Raw genomic sequence first — 22,970 nt, 5'->3', positions numbered from 1 at the left:
GCAAATTCTGGCGGGTTGACTCAGCCTTATATCTGTGATTTTTCAGGGTATTCCGCCTCGCTTAACCAGCGTTCACGCCGCACACTCCCCGAAGCGAGACAACCATGGCACACCGCTCTTTATCCTCTGAAACTTCAGCAGAGGCGCGCCATCGGTTACGCCTGGCGCTCTCACGTTTTTACCGGCTGGAGCAGTTCGATCTCTTCTTCGCGCCCTCGCTGCATGTGGCGCAGGTCCTTCTTTCTCAGCTCTTTCTGCGGCAGGAGCAGGCGCGCAATCAGCACCGTTACGCCTCGCACTTTCCGGTAACCGAACTCAACATCCTGCCAGCAGTTCCGCTGATCGCGGGCAGCATCATGCTGGTACCGCATGTCGAATTGCCCAATGGCCGCGTGCGTCCGCTGCGGGATTGCCAGAACCAGGGTGTGACGGAGGCGAGCGAGAGTTTTGCCAGCGTGCTGCATCAGAAACTGATCGACGAAGCCCATCTGTTTGTCACCCGACTGGATCGCCACGCTGAGATCTGCAGCGATCTGGTGCTGGTGGCGTTGCGGACCCATGACTTCAGTACGCTGGTGCGCAGCGAACTGCGGCTTTTCGAACAGGGGCTGACCCTGACCGCCACGCATGAGGCACTGCGCCGCTTCGACGATCCGCACTGGCGGCCTTACAATGCCGCCACCGTCGATGCGCTCTCCCTGTCAGACCCGCTGCCGCTGAACTCCTGCCATCAGCCCGGTTTGCCGTTTGCCAGCTTTAATGTCCCGGCCTCCGTGATCACATCGCTGTCAGATGCGGAAGATGTGGTGAAATGGCCGCAGCAGGCGCGGCTGCTGCTGAATGCTAACGTGCGCGGCAGCGGTAAAAAAAGCGTGAATATGACCCATCATCTGAGCCGACGACTGCAATTCCTGCTCGGCTCAGGCGGTAAATCTGAAAAAGCGTCCGGCAGGCCAGGCGGGTAGGGGGCAGGGCCAAAAAGCAGCTCAGGTCGCCCTGCGCGATCCGCGCCCTTCCTTGTGATGAGCGGGTCATAATGGTATGTTCTTTCGCTTCTAAGATAGATCAATGCGATTCGCAAGGGGATTTACGCAATGCGTATTATTCTGCTCGGAGCTCCGGGCGCAGGTAAGGGGACTCAGGCCCAATTCATCATGGAGAAGTATGGCATTCCGCAAATCTCCACCGGCGACATGTTGCGTGCAGCAGTAAAAGCAGGCAGCGAGCTGGGCAACCAGGCGAAAGCCATTATGGATGCTGGCAAACTGGTGACCGATGAGCTGGTGATTGCGCTGGTCAAAGAGCGTATCACCCAGGAAGACTGCAAAAACGGTTTCCTGCTGGACGGTTTCCCGCGCACCATTCCTCAGGCAGATGCAATGAAAGAGGCCGGGATCACCGTTGATCACGTGCTGGAGTTCGCCGTACCGGATGAACTGATCGTTGAGCGTATCGTGGGCCGTCGCGTTCACACGCCATCAGGCCGCGTTTATCACGTCACTTTTAATCCACCGAAAGTGGAAGGCAAAGATGATGTGACCGGCGAAGAGCTGACCATGCGTAAAGACGATCAGGAAGAGACCGTGCGTAAGCGCCTGGTGGAATATCACCAGATGACCGCGCCGCTAATTGCTTACTACAGCAAAGAAGCGGAAGCGGGCAACACTGCCTATCACAAAATCGACGGCACCCGTAAGGTGACCGAAGTCAGTGCCGAGCTGGCTAAGATCCTGGGCTAAGTTCACAGGGGCCGGTATTACTGGCCCCTTTTGCAGTAATCGCTTTTACCTCCCACTAATTCCGCTACAATTTCCCCGTTTTCACGCATCCCCGTTGTTATCAAGGAACTCAAATGAGGCAAGATAAGGCCGGCGTGTTATTGGTTAATTTAGGTACGCCAGACGCGCCCACCACACCTGCAGTTAAACGCTATCTGAAACAGTTTTTAAGCGATCCGCGCGTGGTCGATGCGCCGCGCTGGCTCTGGTGGCCGGTTCTCAATGCCGTTATTCTGCCGTTTCGCTCGCCGCGCGTCTCTAAGCTCTACTCATCGGTCTGGATGGAAGGCGGTTCACCGCTGCTGGTTTACAGCATGCGTCAGCGCGATGCGCTGGCGGCACGGGTCGATATGCCCGTCGAGGTGGGCATGAGCTACGGTAATCCCAGCCTGAAAAGCGCGGTTGATAAGCTAATGGCGCAGGGCGTGACCCGCCTGATTGTGCTGCCGCTCTATCCGCAATTCTCCTGCTCCACCGTGGCGGCAGTGTGGGATGGCCTGACCGCGGTATTCAAAGATTACCGCTCGCTGCCTGATGTGCAGTTTATCCGCGACTACGCCGAACATCCGGCCTATATCGCCGCGCTGAAAGCGACGGTGGAGCGATCCTTTGAGCGGCACGGTCAGCCCGATCTGCTGGTGTTGTCGTTCCACGGCATTCCGCAACGTTTTGCTAACGAAGGCGATGACTACCCGCAGCGCTGTGCGGATACCACGGCGGCCCTGGTCAAAGCGCTGGGCCTGCGTGATGATCAGTATATGATGACCTTCCAGTCGCGTTTTGGTCGTGAACCCTGGCTGATGCCCTACACCGATAAAACCATGGAAAGCCTGCCCGCTAAAGGGATCAAACATGTTCAGGTGATGAGCCCGGGCTTTTCGTCAGACTGCCTGGAGACGCTGGAAGAGATCAGTGGTGAAAACTGCGAAATCTTCATGCATGCAGGGGGTGAGAAGTTTGAGTATATCCCTGCGCTGAACGCCGATGAGGCGCATATCGACATGATGGTGCAACTGGTCGACGCACGCCGTTAAAGCGCAGGCGGAGAGTGTGATATCATTCTCCGCCTGTTTTTCCAGACGGCACCTCCCGATGAAATTTCCCGGCAAACGCAAATCCAAACACTACTTTCCCGTCAGCGCACGCGATCCCCTGTTACAGCCCGCCCAGCACGACGTTGATGCAGGCAGCTGGGTAGTGGGTATCGACCAGACGCTGGTGGATATCGAAGCCAAAGTCGATGACGCTTTTCTTGCACGTTATGGCCTGAGTGCCGGGCACTCGCTGGTTATCGATAATGCCGTCGCGGAAGCGTTGTACAACGAACTGATGCAGGAAGCGCTGATCACCCATCAGTTTGCTGGTGGCACCATCGGTAACACGCTGCATAACTTCTCGGTGCTGGCCGATGACCGCTCCGTGCTGCTGGGCGTCATGTGCAATAACATCCAGATTGGCGGCTACGCCTATCGCTATCTCTGTAACACCTCAAGCCGTGTCGATCTTAACTATCTGCAGGGCGTGGATGGCGCTATTGGTCGCTGCTTTACGCTGATTGGCGAACATGGCGAGCGAACCTTTGCTATCAGCCCCGGCCAGATGAACCAGCTGCATCCGGATAACGTACCGGAAGAGGTGATCGCCGGAGCCTCTGCGCTGGTACTGACCTCCTATCTGGTGCGCTGTGCCGAAGGTGAACCGATGCCGCAGGCAACGTTACGGGCGATTGAGTATGCCAAACGCCACAACGTGCCGGTGGTGCTGACGCTGGGCACCAAACATGTGATTGGCGACAATCCTCAGTTCTGGCGCGATTTCCTGCGCGAGCATGTCAGCATCGTGGCGATGAATGAAGAGGAAGCGCTGGCGCTGACCGGCGAAAGCGATCCGCTGCTCGCCGCCAATATGGCGCTGGACTGGGTCGATCTGGTGCTGTGTACTGCTGGCCCGATTGGGCTCTATATGGCGGGTTACACTGAAGAAGAGTTCAAACGCAAAACCAACCATCCGCTGCTGCCTGGCGCGATTGCTGAATTCAACCAGTATGAGTTCAGCCGGGTGATGCGCCAGCAGGATTGCCAGCAGCCGCTGCGCATTTTCTCGCACATCGCGCCTTATATGGGCGGACCGGAAAAGATCATGAACACCAACGGCGCCGGAGATGGTGCGCTGGCGGCGTTACTGCATGACATCACCGCCAACAACTATCACAGCCTGAATGTGCCAAACTCCAGCAAACATGCGCGTCCTTACCTGACCTACTCGTCGCTGGCGCAGGTATGTAAATATGCCAACCGCGTCAGCTACCAGGTGCTGAATCAGCATTCGCCGCGTCTGACACGCGGTCTGCCGGAGCGGGAAGACAGTCTGGAAGAGTCTTACTGGGATCGGTAAAGCTGGCAGCTGCCGCGCATAAAAAAGCCCTTCTGAAGAGAAGGGCCTTAGAAGACTGGCAATGTCTGGCTCGGTTAGCGATGAGATCGAGCCTGTTAAGGGAACACGGTCAGATCGGAAAGTCGCTTAAGCCATCCCGGGCCGCTCGTCCCGCACGACTACGCACCTCATCCCTGAGGTGCGCCCGTAGCCGGGCCAACGCATTGCGTTGTTCAAAAACGCTCCCGGCGTTTTTGTCCCGGTCGGCGGGACGCTTTGCTCTTCTGTCCGTGTTCCCTGCGTGTTGAGTTTATTCGTTGCGGTAAAATTCAACCTGATTTTGATAGATCAGTAGCCTGCCAGGTTTTGCTTAACACGAATCAGCGCACGACATCGCAGGGCTGTAAATCTTCGCCCTGGGTCATCTCATCCTGCAGGATTTGCAGCATACTGCTGGCAATCTCACGTTCACCCATCACCACACGGGTGGCACCCCGTTCCATGATGTACTCGACTTCATCGTCATAGTGGGCGCGGGCGATAATCTCAATATTCTGATGTTTTTCACGCGCGGCGGTGACCACTTCACCCGCTTCATAGCCATTCGGAATAGTCAGTAACAGCCAGCGGGCGCAGTCGAGTCGGGCCAGTTCCATGGTGTCAGCGCGGGCTGCATTACCCAGCACCGCCTTAATACCGCGCTCGCGCAGCGCTTCAACACGGGCGCGGGAGTTTTCAACTACCACCAGCGGAACATTGGCCTCAAGCAGCTTCTGACCAATCAGACTGCCCACCCGGCCGTAACCTACAATTACCGCGTGATTGCAGAAATCCACCGGGATCTGCTTCTCTTCTTCAATCGCCTCTTCCAGCGTCTGCTCTTCCATCGTCTCCGTTTTCGCCAGGAAACGCTCCAGCAGGGTAAACAGGATCGGATTAAGCATAATCGACAGGATGGCGGCGGCCAGCACCAGGTTGCGGCCCTCGTCAGTCAGCAGGCCCAGCGAGATACCCAGACCGGCCAGAATAAAGGCGAATTCACCAATCTGCGCCAGACTAACCGAAATGGTCAACGCTGTACGACGTGAATGGCCGAGCAGCGATACCAGCAGCCAGGCGGCGACCGATTTACCCACCACAATAATCACCAGCGCGCCCAGCACTGCCAGCGGCTGCGTCACCAGAATCGACGGGTCAAACAGCATGCCGACCGAGACAAAGAACAGCACGGCAAAGGCATCACGCAGCGGCAGCGTATCGCGCGCGGCGCGGTGGCTCAGTTCCGACTCGTTCAGCACCATACCGGCAAAGAAAGCGCCCAGCGCAAACGAAACATCAAAGAATTCAACAGCACCAAAGGCGATGCCCAGCGCCAGCGCTAATACCGCCAGAGTAAACAGCTCACGCGAGCCGGTGGCGGCGCTGCGGGCGAGGATCCAGGGGACGGCACGCCGTCCCACCACCATCATCAGCACCATAAAGGCGGCGACTTTGCCGATGGTCCACAGCAGGTCCCAGGCCAGCAGTCCGGCACTGGCGTTGCCCTGTTCCATCATGCCGGCAATCGCAGGCAGCAGCACCAGTGTCAGCACCATCACCAGATCTTCAACAATCAGCCAGCCAATCGCAATCTGCCCGCGCTGGCTATCGATCAGTTGCCGCTCTTCAAGCGCGCGCAGTAACACCACGGTACTGGCGGTAGAAAGGCAGAGACCAAACACCAGGCCGGTCATCCACGACCATCCCATTGTCCACGATAAGCCCATTCCCAGTAACGTCGCGACCGCGATCTGTGCGATGGCACCGGGAATGGCTATCGACTTTACCGACATGAGATCTTTCATTGAGAAGTGCAGGCCGACACCAAACATCAGCAGGATAACGCCGAGTTCTGCCAGTTCAGGAGCCAGATTGGTATCGGCAACAAAGCCGGGGGTAAAAGGGCCAGCCAGCACGCCTGCCATCAGGTAGCCAACCAGGGGCGAAATACGCAGGCGGTTTGCCAGCATCCCAAGGAGAAATGCCAGAACCAGTGCTCCGACAATGGTAGTGATCAACGGTGTGGTGTGATGCATGCCTGTCTCCTTGTATACAAATGTATCCGCTTGTAACAAATGAGTTTAAAACAAAATCTATTCTTTCGCTGAGCAATTTGCGGGAATACCCTAAAAAAGCAGGAAAAAAAGTCAAATGCACAATCGAAAGGGTGTTTTTGTTCATTATCCATAATATTGGCTGATTTGACGGTTTAAAGCGGTCCGGGTAAATAAAAATTAGCATCCCTAAATGCCGTGGGTATGACACAAATAAGGGTTAAATGCGCGCACAGACAGGGTAAAGCCCGTCAGCGGCACTTTTGCAGGGGTAAACAACTGGTTAACATCAGGCCTGGCTACCCGTTCTGGCTTATCCGGAACAAACCAGTCTGACGCGGGCGCGGCCTTGCGGCTATTGTCATGCTCAGCAAAAGCGGTCCGGAGATAAAAAGAGCGGCAGACAGAGACAGGCGAATGTGCGTTGGCCTTGAGTTCGCCGGGGGAATGTGCGACACAGTGGGGCAAACCGGCAGAAAATCGGGCCAGACGGCAAATTAAGGAGAATCACAGTGTTGTTATCTAAATGGACAGGGGCGGGCGTGGCACTACTGGTGGCCCTGATGCCGCTGTTTTCACAGGCCGCCCAGGCCGATCGCACCTATCGTTTCAGCCTGCTGCACACCAACGATGAGCATGGTCATTTCTGGTTTACTGAGCAGGGTGAATATGGTCTGGCGGCGCAGAAAACCTTAATGGATACGATGCGCTACGATGTGCAGTCCAGAGGCGGCGGCGCATTGATTCTCTCTGCCGGTGATGTGAACACGGGCGTACCGGAGTCCGATGAGCTGGACGCTGAACCCGATTTTCGCGCGATGAACCTGATTGGCTATGATGCCATGGCGCTGGGCAACCATGAGTTCGACAAGCCCATCGCGGTCCTGCGCAAGCAGGAGAAGTGGGCGCGATTCCCGCTGCTCGCCGCCAACGTTTATCAGAAAAGTACCGGTCAGCGCCTGTTTAAGCCCTGGGCGGTATTCAATCGTCTCGGGCTGAAAATTGCGGTGGTCGGGCTGATCACCCCGGATACGGCGAAACTGGCCAATCCGGCGGGCCTGACGGATACCGAGTTCCGCGATCCGATTGCGGAGGCGGAGAAGGCGGTTGCCGAACTGCGCGCCACAGAGAAGCCGGACGTGATTGTCGCGCTGACCCACCTTGGTCACTATGACGACGGTAAGCATGGCAGCAATGGCATTGATGACGTCACCCTGGCGCGCAGCCTGCCTGCCGGCACCATCGATCTGATTGTGGGTGGTCATTCGCATGATGCGGTCTGCATGGAAAAAGAGAACGTCAGCGTTAAAAATTATCAGCCGGGCCAGCCCTGCAAACCCGATCAGCAGAACGGGATCTGGATTATGCAGGCGGATAGATGGGGCAAATATGTCGGACGTGGTGACTTCACCTTCCGTAACGGGCAGGTGACGCTGGAGGCTTATCAGCTGGTGCCGGTCAACCTTAAACATCAGATAAAGAACGCGGATGGCAGCGAAACCTGGCTCACCTGGCAGGAAGAGATCCCGAAAAACACCGCCATGATGAAACTGCTGATGCCATTCCAGAAACGGGCTGAGGCGAAGTTAACCGTGAATGTCGGCAGCGCCGACGGCAACTTCAGCGGTGAAAAAGAGCAGGTTCGCTTTGAGCAGACGAATCTCGGCCAGCTGATTCTGCGCGCCCAGATGGCGCACACCAAAGCCGATTTTGCGGTGATGAGCGGTGGTGGTATTCGCACCTCGCTGAAATCGGGCAAGCTGAGCTGGCGTGACCTGCTGCAGGTCCAGCCGTTTGGCAATCAGGTGGTCTCGGTCAGCCTGACCGGGGCGGAGATCAAAAAATATCTGGATGTGGTCGCCAATATTCAGCCTGACTCAGGTGGCTACGCCCAGTTTGCCGGTATCAGCCTGACCGCAGACGGTAAACATGTCAGCGACGTCAGCATTAACGGTAAACCGCTGCAGGATGCGCAGCATTATCGCATGGCAACCAACAGCTTCAATGCGGCTGGCGGCGACGGTTATCCGCGTCTGGATAATCATGCGGGTTATCTCAACAGCGGGGCAGTCGATGCGCAGGTGTTACGTGACTGGATCAAGACGCACTCGCCGGTCAAAGCCAGCGACTATCAGCCGAAAGGGCAGATTGTGCATCTGACCGATGAGCAGATCCGGGCGCGGGATGAAGCTGCGGAAAAAGCGCGGAAGCGTAACTATCCAAAAATGATCCTGGCGTGGATCTGGCCGTGGGGGAACGAAACAGCCGCCACGCATTGAACTGACCGGGAGGCGCTTGCGCCTCCCGTTTTTCTTACGCCCGGCAGGCGTGACGTCTGATCCAGCGCTCGCGCAGTTTGTCCCACACCCAGTTGTAGGCCATGGTGTAGGGCAGGAAGAAGAGGAAAAAGGCCACTTCGACCAGGAAAGCCTGACCCAGAGAGATATCCAGCATCCAGGCGGCAATGGGCAGACCAATCAGGATAAATCCACCTTCAAACCCCAGCGCATGTAATACACGCACGCCCGGGCTACGTTTCTGGCCTGGCGCATAGAGGCGATCAAATCCGCTGTTGTAAATCATGTTCCATAGCATCGCGACCGTAGAGAGCATAATCGCCAGCGATCCCATCTGAAACAGCGGTTTATTCATTGCCCATGCCGCCAGCGGCGAAACGGTCAGAATCGCCAGCGTTTCAAAGCAGACAGCATGAAGAATACGTTCTTTAAGTGAGCGGGTACGCATTGTGAGTTCTCCTTCAATAATGCGGCGCATTTTCACACGTCGGAATGCTAAGATAAAATGAACACCTATCGAAAAAAGCGATGGTTCAGATGCGTTACTCCCCGGAATCCCTTGAGGCTTTTATGCAGACTGTGGCGAGCGGTTCTTTCTCTGCCGCTGCGCGCGCGCTGGGTAAAAGTCAGTCCACCATCAGCGCGGCGGTAGCCAGTCTTGAAGACGATCTCGGCTTTGCGCTGTTTGAACGGGCAGGTCGTCAGCCGGTCCTCACCGAGCAGGGACGCCGCGTTATTCCTCAGGTTCAGCAGATCCTGGCAGCCAGCGAGCGGCTGGATGCGCTGGCGATACGGCTGTCGCAGGGCGTTGAACCCCGGCTCAGTTTTGCCATGTCAGACTTCTGGCAAACCGATCATCACGAGCATCTGCTCAGGCAATTTGATGCCCGTTATCCGGAGATTGAACTGGAGGTCATGATTGCCGAGGATGGTGATGTGCTGGATCTGTTGCAGGCCGGACGGGTACATCTGGGCGTGGTGCGGGCACAGCCCAATCTGCCGGTGGATATTGCCGTGGCGCGACTGCAGGTTGAAGCGCAGATGGCGGTCTTTTTACATCGCGATCATCCGCTGGCCCAGCTTAAGACCCTGAGCGAAAGCGAGCTGGAAGGGGTTCGTCACCTGCGGTTAAATACCTGGGTTGAAGCATCTGAACCCGCGCCAATGGGCCGCATCTGGTCGGCACCGACCTATCTGTTACTGCTGGAGATGGCGGAGCAGGGATTTGGCTGGACGATTCTGCCGCGCTGGCTGGTGAAACAGTTTGGTCATGGCGTTCTGAAAGAGTTGTCGATGCCGGGCTGGCCGCAGCATATCGCCATTGAGGTGGTCTGGTCACGCCGTACGCCACCCGGTCCGGCGGGTCGCTGGATGATCGATCAGCTCTGCGCACAGCCACGGGTTTAGTCGTGGCGGGCGATATCCGCAAACGGAGCGTCCAGCAGTCGTGAAAGATCCCGGGGAGCCAGTTCGATATCCAGTCCACGCTTGCCGCCTGAGATAAACATGGCGTCAAACGCGCTGGCAGAGTGGTCGATCACCGTAGGCAGCCGTTTTTTCTGGCCCAGCGGACTGATGCCGCCCACCAGATAGCCAGTGACCCGCTGCGCCAGTTGTGGGTCGGCCATATCCGCTTTCTTCGCGCCCAGCGCTTTTGCCACTTTCTTCAGATCCAGTTGCGTCGATACCGGCGTAATCGCCACTGCCAGCTGTTTCGCCTCGCCATTCAGCGCCACCAGCAGCGTCTTATAGACCTGGCGCGCATCCAGATTGAGTTTACGTACCGCTTCGTCACCAAAATGGGTTTCGCTGCTGTCATGCTCATAGGGATGCAGGGTGAAGCTGACTTTTTGTTTTTCCAGCAATTTTACGGCGGGCGTCATACAGGTTCCTTACTAAGAATAATCTTATTACGCAGAATCGTGGAAAAAGGTGGCGAAACTTTGTTCTTTGAGTGAAAATTAGCCGCGCGCCAGCAATCTGATTGCTGAGCGATAACCAAAATCATAAACAAATTCCTCTTTGACGGGCCGATAATATTATCGGCTCTCTTTTTTTCAGGGCTTCTTCAGCATCTCAGGCAGGTTATCTTCGCCGTAGAGATGCAGAGCACCGACCGCTACCACATAGTTTCCTGCTGATAATCCCTGAAGCCGGTCACACCACTGCGCATTTCGCTGACCGATCAACGTATCATTCAGCGCCTGGCTGAAGGTGGCGGGCAGGGTGATTTCCGGCTGGCGTGGCGGCGTATCGAGCCACCAGCTCACCATCATCTGCAGCAGGCGCGCATTGGTGTGCCAGTGCAGCAGCGTATCCTGTAACAGCGCCATGCCGTCATCCGGCAGCGCAGTCAGCAGGGCGATCTGCGCCTCTGCGCCTTCCAGTTCAATCACCGGTTTGTTGAGACCTTTTGCGGCCTGCAACAGCTGATAATCGATGCCGTAGTCAGGTCGTAATCCCAGCCTTTGTGCCTGCTGCGCCTGTAACATCAGCGCCACCTGCCAGGCGGGCAGATTATCAAACAGGCTCAGATTGAGGCTCATCTCCTGACAGAGTGCGGTGAGCGTTTGCATCGCGTGACTATCCAGCCGGGTGGAGAGCGCAGGACGATCGCCGTGGTGATCAAAGGGTGAACCACCCTGAGTAATATCCGCTTCCACAATCAGTGCATCCGCCTGCTGCAACTGACGCAGCAGACGGGCGGGCAACGGCTGCATGTCGCGCGTCCCCATGTGGATGCTGCCGACCAGATGCAGTTGACGATCGCCAAGCCGGACATCCATCGCAGGCCAGCGGTAACTGGCGGGAAAAAGTTGGCTGATAAAGCCGCGCAGTGAGCGCCAGATGTTGCCTGTCATTCCCGGTCCTTTGCGATTCAAAACCCCATGCTAGCGACTTCAGCGCGTGAAAAACAGCGCTGAAACGGCGATTACTCGCGCGGTGGCCGGTAACGCAGCAGGCGGTTAGCATTGCTGACCACGGTAATGGAGGAGAGCGCCATCGCTGCACCCGCCACAATTGGGCTGAGCAGGGTACCGGTCAGCGGATAGAGCACACCCGCTGCCACCGGAATGCCGATGCTGTTATAGATAAATGCCCCAAACAGATTCTGCCGGATATTGCGCAGCGTCGCGGAAGAGAGCGCTAACGCGTCCGCCACGCTGTTCAGGTCGGCACGCATCAACGTGATGCCCGCGGTTTCCACCGCCACATCGCTGCCGCCACCCATGGCAATGCCCACATCGGCCTGCGCCAGTGCGGGCGCGTCATTGATGCCATCGCCCACCATCGCGACGCGACAGCCCTGCTGCTGTAAGTGTTCAATTGCGGCCGCTTTGCCTTCCGGCATCACGCCCGCAATCACTTCATCAATACCGACCTCGGCAGCAATGGCGCGCGCGGTATTTTCATGATCGCCGGTCAGCATAATCAGGCGATAACCCTGCTGATGCAGTCGCTTCAGGGCTGCGCCGCTTTCCGGGCGAAGCTGATCGCGCAGCGCGATAAGCCCGGTTAGCTGGCCCTGCTCAGCCAGTAACACCGGCGTTGCACCCTGTTGCGTCAGCCGCGCAATCTCTGCTTCCGCCGCCTGGTAATCGACGCCGTTATCCTGCATCAGCGCGGCATTACCCAGCAGCAACGTTCTGCCATCCAGACTACCGCTGACCCCTTTGCCGCGTATTGTACGAAATTGCGCTAACAGAGGCGGCTGGGTCAGTTTCGCTTCGGCGACAATCGCTTTTGCCAGTGGATGACCCGAGGCGAACTCCAGCGCAGCCGCGGTCGCTAACACTGATTCACGGGTGGCATCGCCCCAGACCTGCACGTCACTGACCCGCGGCTTGCCGGCAGTAAGTGTGCCGGTTTTATCAAACACCAGGGTGTCGATTTGGCTGGCGCGCTGCAAGGCATCGGCGTCGCGCACCAGCACCCCCAGCTCGGCGGCGCGGCCAACACCGGCAATAATCGACATCGGCGTCGCCAGGCCCAGCGCACAAGGACAGGCGATAATCAGCACGGTTGTCGCGATCACCAGCATGTAGGCAATTTGTGGCTGCGGCCCGAACAGATACCATACTGCGCCGCTGAGCAGTGCGATCAACACCACCACCGGGACAAAAACGGCGGAGATGCGATCCGCCAGACGGCCCACGTCCGGTTTACTGCTCTGCGCCTGCCGCACCAGCCGGATAATGCGCGACAGGGTGGTGTGATTACCCGTCGCCCGGGCGATAAATTCTACCGAGCCATCCTGCACCAGGGTGCCGGCAAAGATGGCTGCGCCCGGGGTCTTGCTTTGCGGCACCGCCTCGCCGGTCAGCATCGCTTCATCAAACCAGGCTTCACCGGTAGCGATTTCGCCATCGACCGGCACCCGATCGCCGGTGACCAGGCGCAGCGTCATGCCGGGCTGCACTTCGCTGACCGGAATCAGCCTGTCGCCCTGTTGATCAACCTGCCGCGCCTGGGCTGGCGTCAGATCCAGCAATCTTTCCAGCGCTTTAGAAGATCGCTGACGCGCCCGCTGCTCCAGGGCATGCCCCAGATTGATCAGGCCCAGGATCATGACGCTGGCTTCGAAATAGAGATGGCGCGCCTGCGGCGGGAAAAAGTCGGGCCACAACACCACGCTAAAGGAGTAAATCCAGGCGGCGCCTGTGCCGAGTGCCACCAGCGTATCCATGGTGGCGCTGCCATTGCGTAAACTGCGCCAGGCACTGCGATAAAAATGGCTGCCGGTGACGATCATGATCAGCAGAGTCACGATGCCCAGCGTCAGCCAGACGCCGTGGTTGTGGTCGGTGAGCATCATGTTGTCGCCCACCATGCCCCAGATCATCAGCGGCAGGCCAAACGCCAGGGCAACAGCAGCCTGCCAGCTGAAACGCCGCATCGCGCTGCGGGCGCTGAGCTGCTGCTTCTCTCGTCGCTCCTGCTCGTCATCCACTACCTGCGCGCCATAACCCGCGGCATCGACGGCCGCTACCAGCTGCTGCGGATCAGCGTCGCCCAGCACCAGCGCACTGCGTTCGCCGAGATTAACGCGCGCCTGGCTGACGCCTGCGACCTGCTGCAGCGCTTTTTCCACCCGGCTCACGCAGCTGGCGCAGGTCATGCCCTCAATCAGCAGCATATGGGTGGGGAGGGTTGTTCCTGCCGGACGGGAAGCAGTCTCCGTTGTCAGCGCCTCCGGCGGCGGCTCTGATGCTGTCAACGGTTCAGACTTTGGGGAAGCGTCCGCGGTTTTCAGCGTCGCGTGATAACCCGCCTGCTCCACGGTGGCGATCAGCGCGGCCGCATCTGCGTGACCGGAAACCTGCGCTTCCTGTTGGGTCACGTCGGCCTGGTCAACATCATCGCGTTGTTCCAGTGCCTCTTTGACACGTTTGACACAGTGGCCGCAGGATAAGCCGTCCAGTGCCAGAGAAATAGTGTGTGACATAATCAACTCCTTCTGTAATCCCATTTGACCGATTGGTCATTTTCGATTCATGCTTAAGCATAAACCTTCCATCAAGGGGAAGGTCAAGGGGACGAAAATGAACATCAGCGATGTGGCAAAAAAGACCGGACTGACCAGCAAGGCGATACGTTTTTACGAAGAGAAGGGGGTGGTGACGCCGCCGTTGCGCAGTGAAAATGGCTACCGCAGCTACAACGGACACCATCTTGAGGAGCTGAACCTGTTACGTCAGGCGCGACAGGTTGGCTTCACGCTGGATGAGTGTCGTGAGCTGGTGGCGCTGTTTAACAATCCGTCGCGCCACAGTGCCGATGTAAAAGCCCGTACTCTGCAGAAAGCGGATGAAATTGCGGCGCATATTGAAGAACTACACGCCATGCGCGCTCGCCTGCTGGCGCTGGCAGAGGCCTGTCCCGGCGATGACAGCGCCGAATGTCCGATTATCAACAATCTTGCCGGGTGTTGCGGTCAGCGTGGCTGAATACGTAGCGTAATCCCCTCAATGCCGTTTACGACCACTGCTGTGCCCGCAGGCAGATCCTGCTCCGCCTCAACCCGCCAACTGCTGTCCCCGATCCGCACATGGCCGGTGCGGTTATGCAGCGCGGTATCCAGCGTCAGCTGCAACCCGATCATCTGACTGCCGCGCTGGTTCAGGGCATTGGGTTTCTGACGCGCTTCACGGTGGCGCATCCAGCGATACCACAAAAAGACGCAGACCAGCGTCATCGCAGCAAACAGAGAGCCCTGCGCCGTCCAGCTTACCGGCACAAACCACTCAATGAGGCCGACGATGACCGCCGCCAGCCCGCTCCAGAGCAGGTAACCGCTGGTGCCCAGCATCTCAGCCGCCAGCAGTAACCCACCCAGCGTCAGCCAGAACCAGTGCGGATGCGCGATAATATCGACCAGCATCAGCGTTTCGACTCAGTGCGTGATTCCTTCAGCAGTTCACCGATGCCTGCAATCGAACCCAGCAGACTGCTCGCCTCCAGCGGCATCATCACCACTTTGCTGTTATTAGCTTCACCGATTTTTTGCAGCGCATCGGTATATTTCTGCGCCACAAAGTAGTTGATGGCCTGAATATCACCTGATGCGATCGCTTCCGAGACCATCTTAGTGGCGTTAGCTTCCGCTTCAGCCTGACGTTCGCGCGCTTCTGCCTGCAGGAACGCCGAGGTCCGTTCACCTTCTGCTTTGAGGATTTGCGACTGCTTATCACCTTCAGCGCGCAGGATCGCCGCCTGTCGCACCCCTTCGGCTGTCAGAATATCGGCGCGTTTAGTTCGCTCCGCTTTCATCTGCGCATTCATCGCGCCAATCAGCTCCTGCGGCGGACGCACATCGCGGATCTCGATGCGGGTGATCTTGACGCCCCACGGATTGGTCGCTTCATCCACGATATGCAGCAGGCGGGTGTTTATGCTGTCGCGCTGTGACAGCATTTCGTCCAGCTCCATGCTGCCAAGCACGGTACGCATATTGGTCATGGTGAGGTTAAGAATCGCCTGCTCAAGATTGCTGACTTCATACGCGGCACGCGCGGGATCAACGACCTGAATAAAGCAGACCGCATCAATGGTGACGTTGGCATTGTCTTTAGAGATGATCTCCTGCGAGGGAATATCGAGTACCTGTTCCATCATGTTGATCTTACGACCGACACGATCCATGAACGGCACCACCAGGCTTAATCCTGGCTGCAGGGTGCGGGTATAACGGCCAAAGCGCTCAACCGTCCATTGAAAACCTTGTGGCACGATCTTGACGGTGGCCCAGACCGCCACCAGCGCCAGAATAATCAGGGCAGGAATTACAGTTATCATACAACCTCCGCGTTGTCAGATTAACGGGCCGAGTCGCTTCGGCCCGGGGTGCTGCCGCTTAGTAGAGCAGGGAATAGAGCTGACGGCGATAACGCGCGGCAAGTGCATCGCCGGTACCCAGCGCCGCCAGAATCTCCTGCAGCATTTTACGCGCCTGGCCATCAGCGGCATTGAGGTCGGATTTCAGGAAGCTGAACAGCAGTTCCAGTGCTTCTTCATTACGACCCACCTGATGGAGCTGTAACGAGAGTTTAGCAGCCAGCCCGGCGTTAGTCGGGTCAGCCTCCAGCTGGGATTGCAGCTGCTGAATCTCCGGCGTATCCGCTGCCTGTTTCAGCAGATCGATCTGCGCCATCAGGCTCTGATAGCGGGTATCCTGATCCTGCAATGGCACCACTTTCAGCACCGCTTCCGCTTCATCGCTGCGGTTCAGGGTAATCAGTACGTCAGCCAGCAGGAAACCGATCTCGCTGGACTGATTGCTCAGCTGCCACGCATCTTTTAACAACGGCAGCGCCTCCAGCGGTTTACCTTCCTGCATCAGCGCCATCGCCTGCTGCGCTTTCAGCTCTTCTTCGCGCGGCAGGACTTTTTCCAGCAGGGCGCGGATCGCTTCTTCCGGCTGCGGTCCCTGGAAGCCATCAACCGGCTGACCATCCTGGAACAGATAGACGGTCGGGATTGAACGCAGACCAAACTGCGACGCCACCCTTTGCTCTTTGTCGCAATCCAGTTTTGCGAGAATAAACTGACCCGCGTACTCCTGCGCCAGGCGCTCCAGCACGGGCGTCAGCTCCTGACAGTGCTGGCTGCGCTCAGACCAGAAGTAGAACAGCACCGGCAGCTGCATCGACTGCTCAAGGGTCTGCTGCAGGTTAGATTCGTTGATGTCGATGATAGAAGCTTGTGGTGACATGGATAAGTCTCTTTGCAAAAAGTGTTCTAAGAATATGGGGCCAACTGGCCCGGCTTCAAGCGCTATTGCGCATGGCTGATTAATGGCTGCGCAAAATGCGATCCAGCATCCAGCCGGGCAGTAACCGTTTCAGCAGGCTCATTATGTGTGCGACCAGTGTCACCGGATAGCGTAAACGCGGATGTTTACTCTCGAGTGCATGACGAAGTTTAGGCAGAATGGCTTCTGGTGGCAGAGTAAAACGTGCCGCGATGCCGGGGTTACGCACCGGGTTATGCTGTTCGCCCTGCGTCACATTGTCGGTAAAGCGGGTCTGAATCGGACCCGGTTCAATCAGGCTGACCCGGATGCCGCGGCTGCGCACTTCAAGCCGCAGCGCATCGCTCCAGGCTTCCAGTGCATATTTACTGGCGGCATAGGCGCCCCGGCCTGGTGTGGAGATCAGCCCCAGCACCGAGCTGGTATTAATAATGCGGCCATCGCCGCTGGCCTGCAACGCCGGCAACAGACGCAGTGTCAGCTGATGGACGCCGAAAAAGTTGCTGGAAAACTGCTGTTCCAGCTGCTGGCGGGAGAGGGTGTGCAGCGGGCCATAGAGACCAAATCCGGCATTGTTAAACAGCGCTGTCAGACGGTTATCGCAGAGCGCGAGCACTGTGTCGGCGGCCTGATCCACACTTTGCGGATCGTCGAGATCCAGTTGCAGCCCGGTAAAGCCCAGTGTTTCCATGCGGGCGACATCCTCTGCTTTACGGCAGGCGGCGATCACCCGGTAGCCCCGCGCCAGTAAATCGTGAGCGGCAACCAGGCCAATACCGCTCGAACAACCTGTAATCAGAATGGTTTTTTGCATAAATTCATCCCCTTCGAATCTCATGTTTTTTTAATAAGCTGTTATTTCTTCTGAATGTATACCTGATTGCAATGAGTCAGCATTTCACGTTTCTCTTTTATCTTCCTCCTGATTTACCAGGAGTCTGCCGTGAAAAATGAGTTATTACGATAACATCTTAATAATGATCAGACCCAGACCGGGCATAAAGTCTCTGCCATTTTGATGTTACTGGTTTTGCTTGCATCATCTGGCGAAATGACAGATCTGGCGTGGCACAGGAGGAAATTCTGGCTGGCGGGTAAACTGAAGAAATCGTCTGGAAGCACTCATGAACTTTAGTTATTATTCGTACAGATTCAGGACCGCAGGGATGATATATGGACATTAAACAGGCTGCACTGGGAATTCTCGATGGGATATCTTCCATACCAAATACAGCTTACATGGGTATGGTCAGAAGTTGGGAGGGGAGCGGACTCGCAGGGCAAAGTGCTAAACAAAGAAATCAGGCTGAGACGGAGCGTTTTTTCTATATGCTCAAAAGCCTGGGTAATGCTGAGTCACCTTTACGCAGACTAATTACTCTTGTTTTCACCTGGTTTTATCAAAAGCTTGATGATGAAGGAAAGGAGGCTGTTAACAATAAATTGGGGTACGGCGCTGGAAGCATTGCAGGACGAACAGCCGGGCAAATTACATTGGCACAGACAACAGCAAGTATGATGTTGCGTCGGTTGGCTATTGACGAGGCATACAGGCATTTCATCCGATTCAGTGCTTCAGCCTCTCTAAACGTGGTGATGTTACAGGGGATAATTGAAGAGTCAGCAAGAGCGTCAAGAAGGATGAAAAACAAATATCCGGCTACGCACGCCAGGGTCTCAAAAGAGAATTTAGATATGGTTTATTTCCTCGTTGAACGACAATTAGAGCCTTACCTTGTGTTCATCGAAGGACATCCTATTAATTGTAAAGGAATACAAGATGAAATTTGTAAAATCGTTAATGTCCCACGCAATTGAAGGAACCATTACCTTTTTGTCTGTGATTTTTGCTATGGGTTCTTTTTTCTGGTTTGAAAGCACATGGCTGAAACTTACCGGGTGTATCGGAGCATTAATAGTTGGCTATGTGATTTCATACGGAGCGGCGAAAATCAGAGGTGGCTGAACCTGAATTGCTGCTGTGATTTTGCAGCTATTCATAATTTTGCAGCTACTAATAATTGAGTTGAGTAGTTCTGGCTCAATGTTTTATTTAATGGTGAGATCGTTTTGTACTAACCTGCCACCAGAACGCCACAGACGCCCGCTGCGCCACACAAAAGCGCGGTCATCACACTTGATAACCCTATATAGATCATCTTCACAGCGCGGCACATGTAAAGCCGCTGTCACCACTTTGCCGCCAATAACAAAAAAACCAATATTAAATTATTGATTTAAATCATTTATTATATGCGGCAAAGTGCTTTTGCATTTCTTTACCCTTTTTGCGCATCCCGGCGCGCTACGGCTGCTTAACTAAGGGGGCCAGGTCTTTCGCCATTAACTGGGCGATAAAAGGCTGGGCATCAGGATTAGGATGAATGCCATCCTGCTGCATCCACTCGGGTTTCAGATAAACCTGCTCCATGAAAAAGGGCACCAGAGGAATGTTATGCTGCTGCGCTAATCCGGGATAGATGCCGCTGAACGCTTCGGTGTAGCGGCGGCCATAGTTGGCAGGCAGACGAATCTGCATCAGTAGCGGCTTCGCATTGGCGGCTTTAACATCGTCGATAACTTTACTCAGATTCTGCGCGATAGCGTCGGGCGGGAAACCGCGCAAACCATCGTTACCGCCCAATTCGATTAACACCCATTGCGGCTGATGCTGTTTTAATAGTGCGGGCAGGCGCGCCAGCCCCTGTGCAGCCGTATCACCGCTGATACTGGCGTTGATCACTTTAGGTTTTTGCTGCCACTGCTTATCGAGCAGGCTGGGCCAGGCCGCAGTGGCAGACATGCGATAGCCCGCACTCAGGCTGTCGCCCAGCACCATCAGCGTATCTGCAGCAGCAAGACGCGACACCAGCAGAAGAATCAATAACAGGAAGGGATAATGCCAGCGGAAAACATTGTTGAAGTTCATCATCTTACTAAGTCCGTCGGTCAGGGAGAGCATCAGTTAACCATCCTTACCGGAGTTGAGTTGGTTGTCAAACCAGCTGAGACCATTGCGCTGATTGGCGAATCCGGTTCCGGCAAGTCAACCCTGCTCGGAATTCTGGCCGGGCTGGACGATGGCAGCAGCGGCGAAGTCCATCTGCTGGGGCAGCCACTGCACCAGATGAACGAAGAGCAGCGTGCGGCCCTGCGTGCCCGGCAGGTCGGCTTTGTATTCCAGTCATTTATGCTGGTGCCAACCCTGAATGCCCAGGAGAATGTGCAGCTGCCTTCGCTGCTGCGCGGCGACAGCGACCGTCAGAGCCGTGAACAGGCGAGAGAGCTTCTGACGCTGCTCGGACTGGGTGAACGTCTGCATCATCTGCCCGCCCAGCTTTCAGGCGGCGAGCAGCAGCGCGTGGCGCTGGCCCGCGCCTTCAGTGGCCGTCCTGGTCTGCTGTTTGCCGATGAACCGACCGGCAATCTCGATCGTAAAACCGGTGACCGCATCGCCGATCTGCTGTTTTCCCTTAACCGCGATTTCGCCACCACGCTGATTCTGGTGACGCATGACGAGCAACTGGCGGCGCGCTGCGATCGTCGCCTGCGGCTGCGCGACGGTAAATTGTGGGAGGAGCAATGATCTGGCGCTGGTTCTGGCGCGAGTGGCGTTCGCCCTCGCTGCTGATTGTCTGGCTGGCCCTGACGCTGGCGGTCGCCTGCGTGCTGGCGCTGGGGTCGATCAGTGATCGCATGGAAAAAGGGCTGAATCAGCAGAGCCGTGATTTTATGGCCGGCGACCGTACGCTGCGCAGCAGTGATGCAGCGCCAGAAGCCTGGCTGGCAAAAGCGGCTGAAACCGGTCTGACGGTGAGCCGTCAGCTGACCTTTATGACCATGACCTTTGCCGATCAGTCACCGCAGCTTGCCTCAGTAAAAGCGGTGGATGATCGCTACCCGATGTTTGGCACGCTGCAGACGCAGCCACCGGGGCTGAGGCCGCAGGCGGGTACCGCGCTGGCGGCACCGCGCCTGATGGCGCTGCTGAACCTGAAAGTGGGCGACACGCTGGAAGTGGGTGACACCCAGCTGCGCATCAGCGGCGAGGTGATCCAGGAGCCGGATGGCGGCTTTAACCCGTTTGAGATGGCGCCGCGTCTGATGATCAATCTGGCGGATGCCGCCAAAACCGGTGCGATTCAGCCAGGCAGCCGCATCACCTGGCGCTATAAGTTTACCGGTAATCCCGATCAGCTGGCCAGCTATGACCGCTGGATTGAACCGCAGCTGAAGGCGGACCAGCGCTGGATCAGCGTGGAGAACTCGGAAGATGCACTGGGCCGTTCGATGCAGCGGGCACAGCAGTTCCTGCTGCTCTCGGCCTTGCTGACGCTGATGCTGGCGATTGCGGCCGTGGCGGTCGCCATGAGCCACTATTGCCGCAGCCGCTACGATCTGGTGGCGGTGCTGAAAACCCTGGGTGCGACGCACGGCGCGTTGCAGCGGCTGATCATCGGTCAGTGGCTGGCGGTTCTGCTGCTGGCGGCGATTGCCGGTGGCCTGGTGGGGCAGGGCGTGGAAGCGATCCTGATGGCGATGCTGAAACCCGTGCTGCCTGCCAGCTTACCGGCGGCGAGCGTCTGGCCGTGGATCTGGGCGGTGGGATCGCTGTTTGTGATTTCGCTGCTGGTGGGTCTGCGCCCTTATCGTCTGCTGCTGGCGACCCAGCCGCTGCGGGTGCTGCGGCGCGATGCGGTAGCCAATCTCTGGCCGCTGAAAATCTATATTCCGGTGATGATTGCTGTCGTGGTGACGCTGTTAGCGCTGCTGGTTGGCGGCAGTAAAATGCTCTGGGCGCTGCTGGTGGGTGTGGTAGTGCTGGCGGGATTGCTGGCACTACTCGGCTGGGGAACCCTGCTGCTGCTGCGTCGGCTGGTAGTGCGCAACCTGGCGTTACGACTGGCGATCAACCGGCTGCTGCGCCAGCCCGGCATGACGCTGAGCCAGCTTGCGGCCTTTTCGCTGTCGTTCATGTTGCTGGCGCTGCTGCTGGTAATGCGTGGCGATCTGCTGGATCGCTGGCAGCAGCAGTTACCGGCGGATAGCCCGAACTTCTTTCTGCTGAACATGACGGCAGATCAGGTGCCGCAGGTGCGTGATTTCCTGCAGTCGCATCAGATCACGCCCGGGACCTTTTACCCGATTGCGCGGGTACGGCTCAGTGAACTCAACGGTAAACCGGCCGATCCGAAGCTGGATAATGCCCTGAACCGTGAACTCAACCTGACGGAACTGGCCGATCGCCCGGATCATAATCCGCTGGTGGCAGGCAACTGGCCACCCAAAGCGGGTGAAGTGTCGATGGAAGTGGAGCTGGCGGATCGGCTGGGGCTGAAGCTCGGTGATACCCTGACGTTCGATGGCGATACGCAGACCTTCAGCGCGCGCATTACCAGCTTGCGTAAAGTGGACTGGGAAAGCCTGAAGCCGAACTTCTTCTTTATCTTCCCGCCGGGCGCGCTCGACAGCCAGCCGCAGACCTGGCTCACCAGCTTCCGCATGGAGGCGAATCCTGTTCTGCTGGCGCAGCTTAACCGTGCTTTTCCGGCGCTGAGTCTGCTGGATATCGGCAGCATAATGCGGCAGATCGGCCAGGTGCTGGCGCAGGTCAGCCAGGCGCTGGAGATCATGGTGGTGCTGGTGACCGCCTGTGGTGTGTTACTACTATTGGCGCAGATTCAGGTCGGTATGCGCCAGCGGCGTCAGGAGCTGGTGGTCTATCGCACGCTGGGTGCCGGTAAACGCCTGCTGCGCACGACGCTGTGGTGTGAGTTTGCGCTGCTTGGCGTGGTCTCCGGCGTGGCGGCCGCGATGGGGGCAGAAGCGGCGTTATGGGGATTACAGACAAAGATTTTCGATTTCCCGTGGCAGCCTGACTGGACCCTGTGGCTGGCGCTGCCGTTGTGTGGCGCGCTGCTGTTATCGCTGTGCGGTGGCTGGCTGGGGATCCGATTACTGAAAGGGAAGGCGCTGTTCAGGAAGTTTGATGCGGCGTAAGGGAGTGTAGGCATAAGGCTGCACTAAGCCCGCCTTTGACCTTCATCCAGATCGCACCCATCACCAGCAAGCGGGTAACGGGAAACGAAGAGCAAAGCGTCACGCGCCAGGGATGGCGCGTGCCGAGCTGGCAGGGATGCCGTTTTTGCGTCTTTGCGATCGTTTCCCGTTACCGGCG

21 protein-coding genes are annotated in these 22,970 nt (G+C 57.1%); 11 read left to right on the top strand and 10 right to left on the bottom strand.

Features of this window, described 5'->3' with window-relative positions; translation table 11 throughout:
• The first annotated feature begins 104 nt into the window (after positions 1-104).
• From ACK13D_RS11490 to ACK13D_RS11475, 4 genes are all read left to right on the top strand, one after another.
• Positions 105-965 carry a DUF6024 family protein gene (locus ACK13D_RS11490; RefSeq protein ID WP_010255933.1) on the top strand — a complete coding sequence of 287 codons (861 nt, stop codon included), beginning with the start codon at positions 105-107 and terminating at the stop codon, positions 963-965.
• Between the two features lie 129 nt (positions 966-1,094).
• Positions 1,095-1,739: an adenylate kinase gene (gene adk / locus ACK13D_RS11485; protein WP_010671225.1), complete on the top strand. Its 645-nt coding sequence runs from the start codon at positions 1,095-1,097 to the stop codon at positions 1,737-1,739.
• 113 nt (positions 1,740-1,852) lie between these two features.
• Complete coding sequence (gene hemH, locus ACK13D_RS11480) at positions 1,853-2,812, top strand: ferrochelatase (protein WP_022626102.1); 960 nt, start codon at positions 1,853-1,855, stop codon at positions 2,810-2,812.
• A 58-nt stretch (positions 2,813-2,870) separates the two neighbouring features.
• Positions 2,871-4,172, top strand: coding sequence for an inosine/guanosine kinase (locus tag ACK13D_RS11475; RefSeq protein ID WP_010255936.1), 1,302 nt, complete (start codon positions 2,871-2,873; stop codon positions 4,170-4,172).
• A 359-nt stretch (positions 4,173-4,531) separates the two neighbouring features.
• Here the strand turns inward: ACK13D_RS11475 and ybaL are convergent, their stop codons facing one another.
• The gene (gene ybaL / locus ACK13D_RS11470) at positions 4,532-6,226 is read right to left on the bottom strand and encodes a YbaL family putative K(+) efflux transporter (RefSeq protein WP_010671227.1); all 1,695 of its coding nucleotides are present in this window, start codon (positions 6,224-6,226) and stop codon (positions 4,532-4,534) included.
• Between the two features lie 530 nt (positions 6,227-6,756).
• On the opposite strand from ybaL, the gene ushA reads away from it, so the two are divergent.
• Complete coding sequence (gene ushA, locus ACK13D_RS11465; RefSeq protein ID WP_187507109.1) at positions 6,757-8,523, top strand: bifunctional UDP-sugar hydrolase/5'-nucleotidase UshA; 1,767 nt, start codon at positions 6,757-6,759, stop codon at positions 8,521-8,523.
• A gap of 34 nt (positions 8,524-8,557) precedes the next feature.
• Here the strand turns inward: ushA and ACK13D_RS11460 are convergent, their stop codons facing one another.
• The gene (locus ACK13D_RS11460) at positions 8,558-8,989 is read right to left on the bottom strand and encodes a multidrug/biocide efflux PACE transporter (RefSeq protein ID WP_062758236.1); all 432 of its coding nucleotides are present in this window, start codon (positions 8,987-8,989) and stop codon (positions 8,558-8,560) included.
• Positions 8,990-9,078: 89 nt separating this feature from the next.
• On the opposite strand from ACK13D_RS11460, the gene ACK13D_RS11455 reads away from it, so the two are divergent.
• Entirely contained in the window at positions 9,079-9,948 is an 870-nt protein-coding gene (locus tag ACK13D_RS11455) for a LysR family transcriptional regulator (protein WP_010671230.1), read from the top strand.
• Here ACK13D_RS11455 and ybaK read toward each other — a convergent pair.
• The 3 genes from ybaK to copA form a co-directional block, all read right to left on the bottom strand.
• Positions 9,945-10,424: a Cys-tRNA(Pro)/Cys-tRNA(Cys) deacylase YbaK gene (gene ybaK, locus ACK13D_RS11450; protein ID WP_010259070.1), complete on the bottom strand. Its 480-nt coding sequence runs from the start codon at positions 10,422-10,424 to the stop codon at positions 9,945-9,947. The two genes, ACK13D_RS11455 and ybaK, sit on opposite strands and share 4 nt — an antisense overlap.
• Positions 10,425-10,598: 174 nt before the next feature.
• A complete protein-coding gene (locus ACK13D_RS11445) occupies positions 10,599-11,402 on the bottom strand; it encodes a TraB/GumN family protein (protein ID WP_010259069.1) in 804 nt (267 codons plus the stop codon).
• Positions 11,403-11,473: 71 nt separating this feature from the next.
• Positions 11,474-13,987, bottom strand: a complete 2,514-nt coding sequence (gene copA / locus ACK13D_RS11440; protein ID WP_418796400.1) for a copper-exporting P-type ATPase CopA — start codon at positions 13,985-13,987, stop codon at positions 11,474-11,476.
• Positions 13,988-14,084: 97 nt separating this feature from the next.
• Here copA and cueR point away from each other — a divergent pair, with 97 nt between their 5' ends.
• Entirely contained in the window at positions 14,085-14,489 is a 405-nt protein-coding gene (cueR, locus tag ACK13D_RS11435; RefSeq protein WP_418796398.1) for a Cu(I)-responsive transcriptional regulator, read from the top strand.
• On the opposite strand, the gene ACK13D_RS11430 is transcribed toward cueR, so the two are convergent.
• The 4 genes from ACK13D_RS11430 to ACK13D_RS11415 form a co-directional block, all read right to left on the bottom strand.
• The gene (locus tag ACK13D_RS11430; protein ID WP_418796396.1) at positions 14,477-14,923 is read right to left on the bottom strand and encodes an NfeD family protein; all 447 of its coding nucleotides are present in this window, start codon (positions 14,921-14,923) and stop codon (positions 14,477-14,479) included. The two genes, cueR and ACK13D_RS11430, sit on opposite strands and share 13 nt — an antisense overlap.
• Positions 14,923-15,837: an SPFH domain-containing protein gene (locus ACK13D_RS11425; RefSeq protein ID WP_010259065.1), complete on the bottom strand. Its 915-nt coding sequence runs from the start codon at positions 15,835-15,837 to the stop codon at positions 14,923-14,925. Before ACK13D_RS11425 ends, ACK13D_RS11430 begins: the two co-directional genes overlap by 1 nt.
• Before the next feature lie 58 nt (positions 15,838-15,895).
• Positions 15,896-16,753, bottom strand: coding sequence for a thioredoxin family protein (locus ACK13D_RS11420; protein ID WP_022626096.1), 858 nt, complete (start codon positions 16,751-16,753; stop codon positions 15,896-15,898).
• 79 nt (positions 16,754-16,832) lie between these two features.
• The gene (locus tag ACK13D_RS11415) at positions 16,833-17,606 is read right to left on the bottom strand and encodes an SDR family oxidoreductase (RefSeq protein ID WP_022626095.1); all 774 of its coding nucleotides are present in this window, start codon (positions 17,604-17,606) and stop codon (positions 16,833-16,835) included.
• 359 nt (positions 17,607-17,965) lie between these two features.
• Here ACK13D_RS11415 and ACK13D_RS11410 point away from each other — a divergent pair, with 359 nt between their 5' ends.
• Together ACK13D_RS11410 and ACK13D_RS11405 are read left to right on the top strand one after the other, a co-directional pair.
• Complete coding sequence (locus ACK13D_RS11410; RefSeq protein ID WP_033779638.1) at positions 17,966-18,610, top strand: hypothetical protein; 645 nt, start codon at positions 17,966-17,968, stop codon at positions 18,608-18,610.
• A complete protein-coding gene (locus tag ACK13D_RS11405; RefSeq protein ID WP_135980156.1) occupies positions 18,573-18,758 on the top strand; it encodes a hypothetical protein in 186 nt (61 codons plus the stop codon). Before ACK13D_RS11410 ends, ACK13D_RS11405 begins: the two co-directional genes overlap by 38 nt.
• Before the next feature lie 339 nt (positions 18,759-19,097).
• On the opposite strand, the gene tesA is transcribed toward ACK13D_RS11405, so the two are convergent.
• Positions 19,098-19,724: a multifunctional acyl-CoA thioesterase I/protease I/lysophospholipase L1 gene (tesA, locus tag ACK13D_RS11400; protein WP_010671236.1), complete on the bottom strand. Its 627-nt coding sequence runs from the start codon at positions 19,722-19,724 to the stop codon at positions 19,098-19,100.
• Here tesA and ybbA point away from each other — a divergent pair.
• Entirely contained in the window at positions 19,692-20,378 is a 687-nt protein-coding gene (ybbA, locus tag ACK13D_RS11395) for a putative ABC transporter ATP-binding protein YbbA (RefSeq protein WP_010259059.1), read from the top strand. The genes tesA and ybbA overlap by 33 nt on opposite strands.
• Positions 20,375-22,792 (top strand): putative ABC transporter permease subunit YbbP, encoded by a 2,418-nt coding sequence (ybbP, locus tag ACK13D_RS11390; RefSeq protein ID WP_418796393.1) that lies wholly within the window; start codon positions 20,375-20,377, stop codon positions 22,790-22,792. The genes ybbA and ybbP overlap by 4 nt, the downstream gene beginning before the upstream one ends.
• The last annotated feature ends 178 nt before the right edge of the window (positions 22,793-22,970 follow it).

Source organism: Pantoea sp. K16, from assembly GCF_048452805.1.
Classification (GTDB): Bacteria; Pseudomonadota; Gammaproteobacteria; order Enterobacterales; family Enterobacteriaceae; genus Pantoea; species Pantoea agglomerans.
Note: the sequence above shows the minus strand (reverse complement) of the source record. Positions and strands in the feature narration are given on the sequence as shown.

Excerpts from the sequence above, each read along its gene's own strand:
- ACK13D_RS11490 (WP_010255933.1), top strand. The coding sequence starts at position 105 with ATGGCACACCGCTCTTTATCCTCTGAAACTTCAGCAGAGGCGCGCCAT.
- adk (WP_010671225.1), top strand. The coding sequence starts at position 1,095 with ATGCGTATTATTCTGCTCGGAGCTCCGGGCGCAGGTAAGGGGACTCAG.
- hemH (WP_022626102.1), top strand. The coding sequence starts at position 1,853 with ATGAGGCAAGATAAGGCCGGCGTGTTATTGGTTAATTTAGGTACGCCA.
- ACK13D_RS11475 (WP_010255936.1), top strand. The coding sequence starts at position 2,871 with ATGAAATTTCCCGGCAAACGCAAATCCAAACACTACTTTCCCGTCAGC.
- ybaL (WP_010671227.1), bottom strand. The coding sequence starts at position 6,226 with ATGCATCACACCACACCGTTGATCACTACCATTGTCGGAGCACTGGTT.
- ACK13D_RS11460 (WP_062758236.1), bottom strand. The coding sequence starts at position 8,989 with ATGCGTACCCGCTCACTTAAAGAACGTATTCTTCATGCTGTCTGCTTT.
- ACK13D_RS11455 (WP_010671230.1), top strand. The coding sequence starts at position 9,079 with ATGCGTTACTCCCCGGAATCCCTTGAGGCTTTTATGCAGACTGTGGCG.
- ybaK (WP_010259070.1), bottom strand. The coding sequence starts at position 10,424 with ATGACGCCCGCCGTAAAATTGCTGGAAAAACAAAAAGTCAGCTTCACC.
- ACK13D_RS11445 (WP_010259069.1), bottom strand. The coding sequence starts at position 11,402 with ATGACAGGCAACATCTGGCGCTCACTGCGCGGCTTTATCAGCCAACTT.
- copA (WP_418796400.1), bottom strand. The coding sequence starts at position 13,987 with ATGTCACACACTATTTCTCTGGCACTGGACGGCTTATCCTGCGGCCAC.
- cueR (WP_418796398.1), top strand. The coding sequence starts at position 14,085 with ATGAACATCAGCGATGTGGCAAAAAAGACCGGACTGACCAGCAAGGCG.
- ACK13D_RS11430 (WP_418796396.1), bottom strand. The coding sequence starts at position 14,923 with ATGCTGGTCGATATTATCGCGCATCCGCACTGGTTCTGGCTGACGCTG.
- ACK13D_RS11425 (WP_010259065.1), bottom strand. The coding sequence starts at position 15,837 with ATGATAACTGTAATTCCTGCCCTGATTATTCTGGCGCTGGTGGCGGTC.
- ACK13D_RS11420 (WP_022626096.1), bottom strand. The coding sequence starts at position 16,753 with ATGTCACCACAAGCTTCTATCATCGACATCAACGAATCTAACCTGCAG.
- ACK13D_RS11415 (WP_022626095.1), bottom strand. The coding sequence starts at position 17,606 with ATGCAAAAAACCATTCTGATTACAGGTTGTTCGAGCGGTATTGGCCTG.
- ACK13D_RS11410 (WP_033779638.1), top strand. The coding sequence starts at position 17,966 with ATGGACATTAAACAGGCTGCACTGGGAATTCTCGATGGGATATCTTCC.
- ACK13D_RS11405 (WP_135980156.1), top strand. The coding sequence starts at position 18,573 with ATGAAATTTGTAAAATCGTTAATGTCCCACGCAATTGAAGGAACCATT.
- ybbA (WP_010259059.1), top strand. The coding sequence starts at position 19,692 with ATGCCAGCGGAAAACATTGTTGAAGTTCATCATCTTACTAAGTCCGTC.
- tesA (WP_010671236.1), bottom strand. The coding sequence starts at position 19,724 with ATGATGAACTTCAACAATGTTTTCCGCTGGCATTATCCCTTCCTGTTA.
- ybbP (WP_418796393.1), top strand. The coding sequence starts at position 20,375 with ATGATCTGGCGCTGGTTCTGGCGCGAGTGGCGTTCGCCCTCGCTGCTG.